This window comes from Cytobacillus firmus (genome assembly GCF_023657595.1).
Taxonomy (GTDB): Bacteria; Bacillota; Bacilli; order Bacillales; family Cytobacillaceae; genus Cytobacillus; species Cytobacillus firmus_B.
Map to the genome: position 1 here is coordinate 2,648,312 of NZ_CP098323.1, position 12,756 is coordinate 2,661,067.

The following is a 12,756-nucleotide window of genomic DNA, read 5'->3' on the forward strand; positions in this document are numbered from 1 at the left end:
TCCCTCCTTTTAATCCGCAAAACTCTTCCCATTCAAATAATAATCAGCCTCTAAAAATGCAGTAAATGCCACCTCAACCTCCGGCACTCCAAGCGACTGAACATGATTCGAAACAATTCCGGCAAATTGGTTTTGGACCGCTTTGCCCCTGTCAAACCACTTTACTTCTATAAATGGATAGGCTGGAACTTCATTTTTATCAAACACAAAAGTTGAGTTCAAAACCTCTAATGTAAAGTTATCTTCTCCGCAGTCACAAAGCCGTGCCAGGTCTTTCACCAGGTGCGTGCTGATTTCCTTCGTCTGATCCACTGAAATTCCTCTTATAAACAAATGCGGCATCTAAATTCCTCCAATCTTGTTTACATAATATTTTTCCTGACACCTGATTTAAAAAGTTATAATATTATAACTTAATAAAATTCACTCTCACCAAACCTGCTTAAAGAATACCTGTCGATCGGAATGGACGTTTCTCCATCCATGATTAATTCTGTTAATAACGTTCCTATTAAAGGAGAAAGTGTAACTCCGCTATGGGTGGCTGCTACATAAAGGTTTTCTTGGCCTGGCACTTTACCAAGAATCGGAAAGCCGTCCTCAGGCATAGCCCGGATTCCGGAAAAGGCGCGGACAATTTTAGCTTTTCTTAATCCGGGTACATATTGGACTGCCATATTGGCTGTTTCCTGAATGACATCAAGCGTTGTTGCCCGATTAAAGCCTGCTTCTTCCATTGAATAGCCCATCAGAACTTCCCCATTGTTTGCCTGCCTTAATCCGCTGATTGTAAAATTTAAGAAAGGCTTCAATGGTTCAGACACCAGGATCTGCCCTCTTAATTGATTAACAGGAATCTTAACTCCAAGCATGTCACCGATTTCTCTTGACCACGTTCCGCCAGCAAGAATCAGATTTTTGCATTCAAACGCACCCTTATCTGATACAACTGAATATTTTCCATCCTGCTTTTTAATCTCCGTTACCTTATTATAAGTAGAATACCGGACGCCATTTCTTTTAGCTGCTCGCATGTACATATCAATCAAGCGGAATGGATTGACATTGCCATCAATGGAGCTGTAGGTAGCCCCTGCTACTTCCGGATTCATATAGGGCTCTTTTTCGAGAACTTCTTCCCTGGATAACACTTTGATTTTGATGCCGATTTTTCGGTAAGATTCCGCAAGCTTCTGTGCCTTTTCACGATCACTTTCATTGAAAAATGGCGAAAGTCCCCCTGTCCGCTTGTATTCTACATCCCCTATCTTTTTAGACAGATAAGGGTATAGTTCAGCACTGTACATACTAAATTCTGCATACCAGGAAGGTGTTTTATTATGTACCCATACCCAGGCCTGTGTGGATCCGGAGGTGCCTGACATGGGGTATTTTTTATCAAGCACAAGCACGCCTTCTTTGTACCGTTCAGAAAGGTGGTAAGCAATTCCGCTGCCCACTACACCCCCTCCGATGACAATTGTTTCATAATTGGTTTCCAATTACCTCACCTTCCCTTCTTCCAATTCCACCTCATCCAGAACAGACTTGACCGCACTAAAGGAGGTACTGTTCGTTGCCAGCGTTTCAAGCTTAATGGGGGATAGAGGCATTCTCATTCTTGGCAGCGGAATCTCTGAAGGTGATAACCCAGTCTGCTGGTGAATAATTTCTGCCACCATGCTGGTGCAGATTTTTGCCTGACAGGGACCCATCCCGCAGCGGGTAATCCTCTTCACATCATCAAAGGTCCTTCCACCATTGCTGATAACTTCTTCCACTTCTTCACAGCTGATTTCTTCACATCTGCAGATGATTGTCGATTTATCCAACTTATTCACCTTCTTCTCTCTTTTCCTATCTAGTAGATAAATTGATCTTTCAGTACCGGGTTTGCGAATTTCTCGAGATGCTTGACTCTTCCGCTGTGCATTTCTTTGTCCTCCAATAATTCGAGTTCCTTCCAAAGTGCCTCTCTTATCTCATGTGCCTCAAGCGCACTGATTGCCTGCAGTTCTTCACTTGCACTGATGCCGGCAATCATTCCTGTTAAAAGCAACGGACCATGAGTGCTGATGCCAGCTGCATTCCCGGCTATGAATACATCTTCCCTATCGGTTTGGAATCTATTATTATATTGCGGAATCCATCCGCCCAGCTCCTCTTGAAATCCAAAGGAACAGCCCAGCTGATATAAAACATCCAGTATGGGTGCCCTGCCTCCATCCATACAAACGAGGTCCACATTCAGGGTAATGACGTCATCCGGCAGCGCAACATCAATCTGTTCCACCTGCCCATTTCCTCTTGCCTCTTTTATAAAACTATTAAAGTAAAATGGAATTCCGCTCCGTGACAGTTCTCTCACTTTTTCCTGCTCTTTTGCCAAAGCTCCACTTTGTTTTTCTATAATTGCTTTGACCCGGATACCCACATCCATCAGCTGTATAGCCGTTTCCATGGCAAAATCACTGGAGCCCACAATCACAGCTTCTCTCCCAGGCATCACAAAATCACGATTGATCAGTGTCTGTGCAGCACCGATTGTCATAATCCCCGGCAATGTCCATTTTGGAAAAGCAACAGCCTTTTCAGCTGCTCCGGAAGCCACTATAATCTTTTTTGCATTTACAGGAAATACATTTTCTTCATCTGTAATTCCGGCACTTCCATCAGCGTAAAATCCGACAACACGGTGATTCAGGAGCTGTCTCACATTATAATCCTTAATCTGCTCGATTAGTTTATTTGCCAATTCAAAGCCGCGCATGGATTCATATAGGGAGGGAAGCGGACGCAGCGCTTGAGTCTGCTGGTTAAGCTGCCCGCCAAGCTTGGAAGCTTCGTCAACAATGGTTACATCCAGTCCCCTTGATGCCGTCTCAATTGCTGTCGACAGGCCTGCAGGACCGCCTCCAATGATCAGTACATCAGTCTTCATCAATGTCCCTCCTTACCTCGGGGTCATCCATATTCGGGTATATTCGCATGCCGTCTTCAACTTCTGTCATGCAGCTCCGCACATGATCCTCACCTTCAATGGTCATATAACAGCTGCAGCATCTCCCGCGCGAGCAGAATAATCCTCTGGATTGGACCAGCTTACGGGTGACACCCAATTTCTTAATTCCATTTGCCATTAAGGCAGCAGCAACTGATTGCTGCGTATAGGCCTGATATGGCTGGTCATTGAAATAAATGGTTACAGGCTTATGAAGCTGCCTGCCAAGAACAGGATGTTTCTCAATGTGCATAAAGACCTCTCCTATCTAATTTTTCGAGGAAAACACTTTCCCTACACCAAGCACTCTTTCAATTACGAGCATTAATACAACAGTGAATAGAATCATGATGCTTGATACGGATGTGATAATCGGATCATATTGATATTGCATGTATGTGTAGATCCGCACTGGCAGTGTCACGACATCGGTGCTGACAATGAATAAGGCAACTGTTAAATCATCGAATGAAGTAATAAAGGCAAAAATGGCGCCGGCTATAACGCCTGATTTAATGATCGGCAGAGTTATTTGAAAGAAAACTTTCATCGGTCCTGCACCAAGGTTCAAGGCCGCTTGTTCGATAGAACGGTCGAAACCTACTAAGCTTGCAACAACCAGACGCATCACAAATGGAACCGTTAAAATGATATGCCCTAAAATTAAAGCAATCGGACTGGCAGCTAAACCTATCCATGAGTAAAACTGCAAGAGAGCCACACCAAACACGACCGATGGTATTAAAAGCGGCGATCCCACTAATTGAACAATCGCTGTCTTTCCTTTAAATTGGCGCCTGACTACTGCAAGCGATGCAAGGGTGCCAATGGCAGTCGCAATAATGGCGGTTCCGAAAGCCACAATAATGCTCAGTGTAAAGGACTGCATAAATTCCGGATGTTCAATTAATTCTGTGTACCATCTGAGAGTCAGGCCTTCTGGCGGGAATACAATGTATTCGGTAGTTGTTAAGGAGGAAAGCAAAACAACCACGATTGGTGCCAGCAGGAAAATATAAACCATTAAACAAACAAAGTTAAAGAAATACTTGGGAAGCCTCCTGCTCATTGTATGGCCACTCCTTTCTCAGACCTGGCAAGGATTTTGCTGTATGCGATGATGGTAATGGTGGCAATCAGGATTAGCAGGAAGCCGATTGCGCCTCCATACGGCCAGTTCAGCATCACAGCTACTTGTTCATACGTTAAATAGGACATAACCTTCACTTGGGGACCGCCAAGAATGGCCGGTGTAACGAATGAGCTGACGCTTAAGCTGAACACCATAACCGATCCGGCGAAAACACCTGGCAAGGTTAACGGAAGCAAAATGGAAAAGAAAGTTCTGAAGGAGCTGGCCCCAAGATTCTGCGAGGCTCTGATGACAGAAGGGTCTATTTTTTCGAGTGAGCCCATGATGCTGAGCACCATGTACGGGAAAAGAACATGCACCATTCCGATGACGACACTCAATTCGGTGTATAAGAGGGTTAAAGGCTGATCAATCCAGCCCAGCTTTAATAGTGTATTGTTGACAACACCGTTGTTGGATAACAGAATCACCCAGCCGTAGCAGCGTATAACCATGCTGATCAGAAGCGGAGAAAGCACCAGAAGGGTTAAATAATTTCTGGCTCTTCCCTTTGATCTGGAAATCTGAAAAGCAACCGGGTAAGAGATAGCGATCGTAATCAATGTTGTTAAAAGAGCGATTTTCACCGTACGCCAGACCACTCCAAGATAAAAAGGATCTGACATGAACTTGATGTAGTTCTGGAGCGTCCACTCATTTCCCACTCCTGTGCTGGCATCAAAACTTTTAAAGCTAGTGATAAATAAGAAAAACAATGGCAGCAAAAAGAAGAAAATGAAGATTCCCAGCGTTGGAAGTAAAAGCAGCCACGTATCAAGCCGTTTTTTATTCACATTCTTTTTCTTTTGCTGAATCAATAAGTCATGTTCCGTTCCGATTCCGGCTTGCATGTGAGTCACCTCGCCATTCTTGAAGGCAGCAGGTCTTCCGGGTTCCAATAGGTGTAGACACTGTTTCCTTCTTTTATTTCGGTGGGATTCAAAACAGTATTGGAAATATCCGCAATAAGATGCCGGTCATGCACCTTCAAAATGTATCTTGTCTTGGCTCCAAGAAACATTTTCCGTTCCACCTTGGTTTGAAAAGACTCATTTCTTTCATTTGATCCGGCTAAAGCGATTTGGATTTTTTCAGGGCGGATGAAAAAGTGAACTTCGGAATTCTTCACCGATGGAACGGAAACGATCTGTTCATTTCCAAAAAAGTGCATTTTACACTTCTTATTTTCATAGGTTTCCAGAACCTTTCCCTGAATGTGGTTCACTTCCCCTATAAACTGGGACACGAAGTCAGTCTTTGGATGGTTATATATGGATGCCGGATCATCTACCTGTTCAATCCGCCCCTCATACATGACCGCAATCCGGTCTGAAATGGCCAATGCTTCTTCCTGATCATGTGTGACAAATATGGTAGTAATCCCCACCTGCTTTTGGATATCAACAATTTCTTCACGCATTTCCTGGCGCAGCTTGGCATCAAGATTGCTCAATGGCTCATCCAGAAGAAGCACCTTCGGCTTAATGACCAGGGCCCTCGCCAATGAAACACGCTGCTGCTGTCCTCCTGAAAGTTCCTTTGGATATCGTTTTTCATAGCCTGCCAGACGAACCATCTCCAATGCTTCAAGCACCCTTTTGCTGATTTCACTTTTTGGGACTTTACGGAGCTTAAGCCCATAGGCGACATTATCAAAAACTGTCATGTGCGGAAACAAAGCATAGTTTTGGAACACCATGCCCATTTCTCTTTTATTGGGAGGAAGCAGGTGAACGGGTTTGCCGTCCACCTCAATCTTCCCGCCATCCACTTCCAAAAATCCGGCAATCATATTCAGTGTTGTCGTTTTTCCGCAGCCAGAAGGCCCCAAAAAGGAGACCAGTTCCCCTTTTTGGATTTCAAGGCTGAGCTTTTTAACCACTTCTGTTTTATTAAAGGTCTTGACCATGTTTTCCAGGCTTAAGTAACTCATTCTTTTCCCCTCTCTTTTAATGGGCTACTTCAATTTCTTTATTGGCCCGTTCTGTCCACTCTGCCCGTTTTGCATTAACAGTTTCCCAGTCGACTTTGATCAATTTGGCAATCTCCTCTTCCCCATAAGCCACCTTATCGACGATATCTCCTTCAAGCTTCACATTCTTATTAACCGGACCGTCAAACAAGGAGTTGGCAAATAGCAGCTGAGCTTCTTCATCCAGAACAAAATTGACAAATTCCTGTGCAAGATCCGCATTTGGAGCATCTTTTATCACACTGACGGTTGGCATCAAAGCAGGAACCCCTTCTTCCGGAATCACATACTCAATTGGGAATCCGCTGTCCTGAAGTGTAAATACCCGGCTGCTTCCCCATGCACTGGCAACTGTCTGTCCCTGTAGAAAGTAGTTGGAAACGTCAGCTGTTTTATCAAAAGTAATGGCGTTTTGGGCGATTTCCTTCATCTTTTCAAAACCAGGTTCGATATTCTCTTCACTTCCTCCATTGGCAATTGCTGTCATAAGAAGAAGATGAACTCCGTACGTATTGGCAATGGATGGCAGTACAAGTTTTCCTTTAAACTTTGGATCGGCCAAATCATTCCAGGATGTAGGCGGTTCCCAGCCATTCTGTTCAAAGACATCCTTGTTATAAGCCAAGCCGGTTGAAATAATCCCGAATCCAACACCGATATTATCCTTGTCTTTTGCAATATCATAGATATTTGCCAGATTCGTCACAACACTCTCATCCAATGGAGCCAGCAATCCAAACGCCTTTGCCTGAGCCTGAGGACCGTCATCGAGGAAAGCTACATCAATTTGAGGATTATCCTTTTGAGCCTGAAGCTTTGATAAGGTATCAACGGAGCTTCCAGTAATATATTTCACCTTAACACCATGTTCTTTCTCAAACTTCGGAATCAGAACTTCCTTCATTTTTTGCTCATAGCTTCCACCGTATGCTGCTAACACAAGTGTCTTTCCATCACTTTTTCCTGATCCTTCATCTGCAGAACTTCCTGTTTTGCCGCTGCACCCTGCAGCCGTTACAAGCAATAAACAAAGCAATACAATTAAATAAGCTTTCTTTTTCAAACTCATTTCCCCCTCGTTTATTTTTGCTTTCGTGAACTTAAGGAGCAGTTCTAAGATGAAGACTTGATAAATGCGATACCCCCTTTTTAATTTAGATCAATCTATTTAAAAAGATTGATATTTATATAAAATATAAAGATATAATATTATAACTTTATATCTTTTATATTTATAAATTGTCCTATGTGATCTCATCAAGTTTTTTACAATTGAACCTCTGTATAATAAACCTCTTTATCACTGCGGATATAGAATTTTGAGAACTCAATAATGTCTTCCTGCTTTGTGTATGTCGTACGCTCCCACTCAAACACTGGTGTCCCCGGTTCCACATGAAGCAGCTTTGCCTGATGACTGGGAAGAATATAAGGCCGGATAAATACCTTAGCCCGGTTTAATGCTATATGGAATCTGTTTTTTAAGATGTTAAAGATTAGGTCGTTATTAATCATTTCAGGTGTAAGCCCCTGACATTTATCAGCTGGAAGATAGGTATATTCCAGTGCGAGAGGATCATTGTTTTCGACTTTTAATCTCTCAATTCTGATCACCTCATCCTCAGGATCAAGCCTTAACTTCTGGGCAATTTCAGAACCTGCTGTTTCATATATAAAGCTGATCATTTCATGCGGATGTTCTTGTTCCGAACCGGTGGAAAGCGAAATGATGGAATTAAGATCCTGCTCTTTTGCAGCTCCGGATACAAAGGTTCCCTTTCCTCGCTGTCTGAATAGATAACCTTTGTTCACAAGCTCAATCACGGCTCTTTTAACCGTAATGGTGCTGACATCAAATCGGTCGGATAGTTCCTGCTCAGTCGGCAGCTGGCTCCCTACCTCCCACTGGCCTGTAATGATTTTTTCTTCCAGAATCTGCTCTACTTGTCTATATAGGGGTATATGTAAACTTTTATCTATCTGCATTTATGTATCTCCCTTGAAAGAATATAATGTTATAACTTTATATTATTTAATAATTTATCTGTTTTTGGGCTAGTTGTCAATATTTTTTGAAAATTTGATCAATATTAAATTAATGCTCTGCTTTCTTGGCCGTTATTCACCCGGATTAACTACCATTTCCCTCGGTCTCTGCTCTTTTTGGTCGTTATTCTTCCTGATTAACTACCATTTCCCTCAGTCTCCTCTCCTTTTGGTCGTTATTCTTCCTGATTAACTACCATTTCCCTCAGTCTCCTCTCCTTTTGGTCGTTATTCTTCCTGATTAACTACCATTTCCCTCGGTCTCCTCTCCTTTTGGTCGTTATTCTTCCTGATTAACCACCATCTCCCTCGGTCTCCACTCTTTTTGGTCGCTAATCCCCCGGATTAACTTCCCATCTCTCGTCCCCTGCTACTTTTCCTGGTTAGTCCTCTTCCCGATTAACCAACCACACTTCTAATTCAAGAAAAACTCCATCACATCAGCTATTCTCTCCTTAAACGCCGTATAATTATGCCCCGCCCCTTCAACGATCCGAAGCTCAACCTCAGATCCGCTGCTTTTTAATTTTTCATAAACAGCTTTGTTAGACTCCAAAAATAATTCACTTATCTTACTATTTTCCCCCGCCTCTGCAGTGCCGCAATCCAGATATATTTTCTCTGATGAAGGTGTGCTGCCTGCCAGTTTTTCTATTTCCTCCTGATTCCGGTAAAAAGCAGATGACATCCCTGCGATTCTTTTAGAAACATCAGGATATTTGCAGCCGGCATAAACAGAGAGGAGTCCGCCCAAAGAGATGCCTGCCATATAATTTTCGCCACTCATTGTTCTATATTTTCTATCTATTAATGGCTTCAGCTCATTCACGATAAAGTCAGCATAATCACTCCCCTTGCCGCCTGAACTGCTTTTGTACCCTAACAGCTGCTCACTGAAATCGCCATGTTTCCATGGGCAATATTCATTAATCCGTTCTTCGCCTTCTGTATTTTGGTCAATAGCTGCCACGATTAAATCTGATTTGGATCGATCGAGATGGTTATGCAAATCCAGGGACACTCCGCCAATTGCTTCTTCAGCACCAAAAATATTTTGCCCGTCATGCATGTATAGTACCGGGTAGCGTTTATGGCTGCTGTAATAATGCTCCGGCAGATAAATCCGGACCTTTCTTTCCTGATTAAAAATCGACACAGTTAACACTTCAAGCATGGCTGCCACCTCATTCTCATTGTTCTAATAGTGCGGTCAAAAACAAAACTTCAGATCCTCTTCTTCAAACACTCCAGTGAATTTCATATCTGCCCCTCACTTGTAAATTATTTTACAGCGGTCCGCCGAAAAAAGCTCCAAAAAAAATAAGACTGCTGATCATTCTCAGCAGTCTTCTTTCCATTAATTTTTTAGCGCTTCATATTGCTTCAGTATTTCACGTGCGAGTTCGCTTGATTCTTCAAGTCCGCATACTTCTTTCAGTACATATGCCACTCCGCTTTCCTGAATCATGTCCTGCAGCTTAACCGCTTCATCATCTTCCCTGTTATCAAACAATAGCGCTGCAGCAATAGCTTTTGCCAGGTTTGTGAAGGATAGGCCTGCCTTCTGAGCCTGCAGTGCCGGGCGGACCAATCTGTCTTCAGGTCCAAGCTTCCTTATTGGTGAACGGCCGACTCGCGTGACACCGTCATTCAGGCGTGCATTCTCAAAACGGCCGATAATTTTATCGATATATTTCTGATGCTCGTCCGGATTCAGATCATAGCGATCTATTAAATAAGCACCTGTTTCGCCCAGTGTTGCCTGCACCTGCTTATATATGTCCCCGTCAGCAAGTGTCTGGTCGATGGTTTCTTTCCCTGCCAGGTAACCAAAGTACGCAATAACCGCATGTCCTGTGTTAACCGTGAACAGCTTTCTTTCGATAAACGGCGCAAGCTCCGGAACAATCTTCATTCCCTCAATATGCGGAATATCTTCAGTCGTTTCGACAACCCATTCATGGTACGGTTCAACCAATACATCGAGTGATCCCTGATTGTTCTGAATTGGAACAATCCGGTCTACAGCGGAGTTTAAGAAAGATACATTTTGAAGATTAATACCGCTCTCCAGATTCTCCAAAATATAACCCTTTAATAAGTCAGTTGCTGAGATTTGATTTTCACATGCGATGACATAAAGCTCTTCTGTGATCCCTGCTTCTGCTCTGGCAGCCAGGCCTTTCGCCATTAAAGGCGCAATCCGCGGAAGGATGTTTGGCCCAATGGCTGTGGTTAAGAAATCAGCCTGTTTAATGGCCTCAATCACTTCAGCCTCCTGAGTCAAATTATTCAATCCTGACACATTTTCAATGGTCAAGCTTTCCGGTTTATCTGCTGCCAGTATCACTTTATATTGTTTTTCTTCGTTTAATTGATTGATAATCCCTTCAGCAATATCCACAAACGTCACATGATAGCCTGACTGTGAAAATAGAGCTCCGATAAATCCTCTTCCTATGTTCCCTGCTCCAAAATGCACTGCCTGTTTCATCGAATCATTCCTTTACCGGTTTATTTTAAAATGAGATTGGAGGTATTCTGTAAAAATCGATTCCAGCTTCTTGAAGATCATGTCTTCGTTTGCGGAAGAAAATAGTAAAATCGATTCCTCTGTCTCAATGATATTCGTGCTGATTAAGCTTACTATTTCCTGCCCTCTTCTGCTTAGCTCATCTGGCGCCAGCATAAGCAGGAGGTTTTTCATTGCCACTTCTTTTCCGTCCATTCCCTTTACCAGGCAAGGGTTTGGCAGATGGGCAATTTGAAAAATAAGCTTACGGACGTTTTGACTACGCGCGTGAAAGAGAGCCATATTCGTTTCAGGAATGCCCAGGCCTCCTTTTTGTTCCCGCTCCTTTAATGATTGAAGCACATCTTCAGGATTTGTCAGCAGCTGATCTCCTTCTGCATTCGACAGCATTCTTGCGAGAATCTGCTCCTGGCCTGCTTCACCACTCATCCGGTAAAACCGGAAGTTATGAATCAGAGACTGGATGCTCTCTTGAATATCGCTAATTTCCTCAAGCATGGAGCCTAATGAGACTGGATGCTGGTGACCGCCCTCCATCAATTCCTGGTACTGCTTCCCTTTTGTAAAGCTTTCAATGTTTTTCTTCAGGTAATTTTTTATCGTGAGTATGTTTTCTTCACTTAAGAGCGGGTTCACCAAAATATACTCTGCATGGATAAAAGGCAGTCTGACAGTAGAAAGAATTAAATCATATTCCTTCAGATCGGCACCCTCTGACATTTCCTTAATCGATTTGATTTCGATGACATCAATTTCAGCCACCTCTTTTTTCAGCCTGCTTCTCAGCATTTTGGAGGTGCCGATGCCTGTCGGACAAATGAGAAGCGCCTTTATGGAAAGATTCTCTTCCTGCATCACAAGGGCCGAACCGAAATGAAGGACGATAAACGCAATCTCATCATCGGAAAATTGTTCAATATCCGTAAACTCATCTTCAAGACTATTTTTCACAGCCATGAACAGAACCGGATATTTACGCTTGATTTCCTCTCGAAGCGGGTTATAGGACTCCATATTCTGCTTGATCCGGTATAGAGATGGCTCCATATGGGCGAGCAGTCCCTGAAATAAGGAAAAATCCTTGTTCAAATCCACATGGAGCTGTTCCGAAACTGATTTAATCACGTTCCTGATCATTTGGGCGAGTACTATGCTGTCGTACGGAAAAGCCTCCGTCCCGCTCCATTTGGTGCCTTTAAGTATACGAGCCAGGTAGTGGATATCCCCCTCTGAAAAATCACAGTCAAATGTCTGTCCGAGCCTGCTTGTGACCTCCTGGATCAATCCGTATTCAACGGTAACCTCTGTCTCCGTAAGATCCATCCGTTCCACAGGAAACCCGCTGAGTGCCCTTTTTAGTGTTATGCACGTATGCAGCACAATCTCCAGATATCCGCTATCGGCAAACCGGGCAGGTGCGCCCTTAAATACAGTCTGAATGATGATGTTAACATGGCGGAGATCATCTGCTTCAAAGTAATGCAGTATCCTGTCTTCACCGAGCTTCCCTTTGTCCAGCAAAAATAATTTCTCAATTAATTCTTCATTAAAGTATTGAAGGAGAAAATGGGCAAGCGCTATTCTTTTATTTGCTTCCGTTCCGTGAAGTTCTACGCCGACCCCACGCTTTCTCGTCAAGCTCACCTGGAAACGGGATAGCCATTCAGCAAGTTCGTCCAGGTAGGCTGTCAAAGTTGCCGTGCTGATGCCGAGGTACCCGGCAAGCACCTGAGTCTTATATACGTCTTCTTCAAGAATAGCCAAAAGAAGGCGCAGCTTCTTTTCCTGAGGAAGCTCATCGATCGGTTCACTGCTGGTCAAATGCTGGATCAACCGGAAAATCTGCTCATTTTTCCCTTCAATGGCAAGTCCCTGATTTACATTTCGGGTTAAGGTCAGTCCGAACTCACTGACAATTTTCTCAACTGCCTTTAAGTCCCTCTGAATCGTTCTTGCACTGACATTTAATGAAGAAGCAATCGACAATGCCGTGTGTTTGCCCGATGTTTTTATAATGAATTCAATAATGGCTTTTTCCCTCGATGTAATATACATGAGATCAGCTCATTTCT

Annotated in this window: 13 protein-coding genes; all 13 read right to left on the reverse strand. The window is 43.3% G+C overall.

Annotated elements, in window-relative coordinates; translation table 11 throughout:
* Positions 1-9: 9 nt before the first annotated feature.
* Positions 10-342 carry a DUF1904 family protein gene (locus NAF01_RS13435; RefSeq protein ID WP_250800441.1) on the reverse strand — a complete coding sequence of 111 codons (333 nt, stop codon included), beginning with the start codon at positions 340-342 and terminating at the stop codon, positions 10-12.
* Between the two features lie 71 nt (positions 343-413).
* The gene (locus tag NAF01_RS13440) at positions 414-1,502 is read right to left on the reverse strand and encodes an NAD(P)/FAD-dependent oxidoreductase (protein WP_250800443.1); all 1,089 of its coding nucleotides are present in this window, start codon (positions 1,500-1,502) and stop codon (positions 414-416) included.
* Positions 1,503-1,832 carry a (2Fe-2S)-binding protein gene (locus tag NAF01_RS13445; protein ID WP_048009195.1) on the reverse strand — a complete coding sequence of 110 codons (330 nt, stop codon included), beginning with the start codon at positions 1,830-1,832 and terminating at the stop codon, positions 1,503-1,505.
* Positions 1,833-1,861: 29 nt separating this feature from the next.
* A complete protein-coding gene (locus NAF01_RS13450; RefSeq protein ID WP_250800444.1) occupies positions 1,862-2,941 on the reverse strand; it encodes an NAD(P)/FAD-dependent oxidoreductase in 1,080 nt (359 codons plus the stop codon).
* On the reverse strand, positions 2,931-3,254 hold the full coding sequence (locus NAF01_RS13455) for a (2Fe-2S)-binding protein (protein ID WP_250800446.1): 324 nt from the start codon (positions 3,252-3,254) through the stop codon (positions 2,931-2,933). The genes NAF01_RS13450 and NAF01_RS13455 overlap by 11 nt, the downstream gene beginning before the upstream one ends.
* 15 nt (positions 3,255-3,269) lie before the next feature.
* A complete protein-coding gene (locus tag NAF01_RS13460; protein ID WP_135147720.1) occupies positions 3,270-4,070 on the reverse strand; it encodes an ABC transporter permease in 801 nt (266 codons plus the stop codon).
* Positions 4,067-4,984, reverse strand: a complete 918-nt coding sequence (locus NAF01_RS13465) for an ABC transporter permease (RefSeq protein ID WP_250800448.1) — start codon at positions 4,982-4,984, stop codon at positions 4,067-4,069. Before NAF01_RS13465 ends, NAF01_RS13460 begins: the two co-directional genes overlap by 4 nt.
* Positions 4,985-4,989: 5 nt before the next feature.
* On the reverse strand, positions 4,990-6,066 hold the full coding sequence (locus NAF01_RS13470; RefSeq protein WP_250800449.1) for an ABC transporter ATP-binding protein: 1,077 nt from the start codon (positions 6,064-6,066) through the stop codon (positions 4,990-4,992).
* Positions 6,067-6,082: 16 nt separating this feature from the next.
* The gene (locus tag NAF01_RS13475; RefSeq protein ID WP_250800451.1) at positions 6,083-7,174 is read right to left on the reverse strand and encodes an ABC transporter substrate-binding protein; all 1,092 of its coding nucleotides are present in this window, start codon (positions 7,172-7,174) and stop codon (positions 6,083-6,085) included.
* A gap of 197 nt (positions 7,175-7,371) precedes the next feature.
* Positions 7,372-8,091: a GntR family transcriptional regulator gene (locus NAF01_RS13480; RefSeq protein WP_250800452.1), complete on the reverse strand. Its 720-nt coding sequence runs from the start codon at positions 8,089-8,091 to the stop codon at positions 7,372-7,374.
* Positions 8,092-8,566: 475 nt separating this feature from the next.
* Positions 8,567-9,325, reverse strand: a complete 759-nt coding sequence (locus NAF01_RS13485) for an alpha/beta hydrolase (protein WP_250800454.1) — start codon at positions 9,323-9,325, stop codon at positions 8,567-8,569.
* 183 nt (positions 9,326-9,508) lie between these two features.
* Positions 9,509-10,645 (reverse strand): mannitol-1-phosphate 5-dehydrogenase, encoded by a 1,137-nt coding sequence (locus NAF01_RS13490; protein WP_248347624.1) that lies wholly within the window; start codon positions 10,643-10,645, stop codon positions 9,509-9,511.
* A 12-nt stretch (positions 10,646-10,657) separates the two neighbouring features.
* A complete protein-coding gene (locus NAF01_RS13495; RefSeq protein WP_250800456.1) occupies positions 10,658-12,739 on the reverse strand; it encodes a BglG family transcription antiterminator in 2,082 nt (693 codons plus the stop codon).
* Between the last annotated feature and the right edge of the window lie 17 nt (positions 12,740-12,756).

Coding starts and splice junctions, on each gene's coding strand:
- NAF01_RS13435 (WP_250800441.1), bottom strand. CDS start 342: ATGCCGCATTTGTTTATAAGAGGAATTTCAGTGGATCAGACGAAGGAA.
- NAF01_RS13450 (WP_250800444.1), bottom strand. CDS start 2,941: ATGAAGACTGATGTACTGATCATTGGAGGCGGTCCTGCAGGCCTGTCG.
- NAF01_RS13455 (WP_250800446.1), bottom strand. CDS start 3,254: ATGCACATTGAGAAACATCCTGTTCTTGGCAGGCAGCTTCATAAGCCT.
- NAF01_RS13460 (WP_135147720.1), bottom strand. CDS start 4,070: ATGAGCAGGAGGCTTCCCAAGTATTTCTTTAACTTTGTTTGTTTAATG.
- NAF01_RS13465 (WP_250800448.1), bottom strand. CDS start 4,984: ATGCAAGCCGGAATCGGAACGGAACATGACTTATTGATTCAGCAAAAG.
- NAF01_RS13470 (WP_250800449.1), bottom strand. CDS start 6,066: ATGAGTTACTTAAGCCTGGAAAACATGGTCAAGACCTTTAATAAAACA.
- NAF01_RS13475 (WP_250800451.1), bottom strand. CDS start 7,174: ATGAGTTTGAAAAAGAAAGCTTATTTAATTGTATTGCTTTGTTTATTG.
- NAF01_RS13480 (WP_250800452.1), bottom strand. CDS start 8,091: ATGCAGATAGATAAAAGTTTACATATACCCCTATATAGACAAGTAGAG.
- NAF01_RS13485 (WP_250800454.1), bottom strand. CDS start 9,325: ATGCTTGAAGTGTTAACTGTGTCGATTTTTAATCAGGAAAGAAAGGTC.
- NAF01_RS13490 (WP_248347624.1), bottom strand. CDS start 10,645: ATGAAACAGGCAGTGCATTTTGGAGCAGGGAACATAGGAAGAGGATTT.
- NAF01_RS13495 (WP_250800456.1), bottom strand. CDS start 12,739: ATGTATATTACATCGAGGGAAAAAGCCATTATTGAATTCATTATAAAA.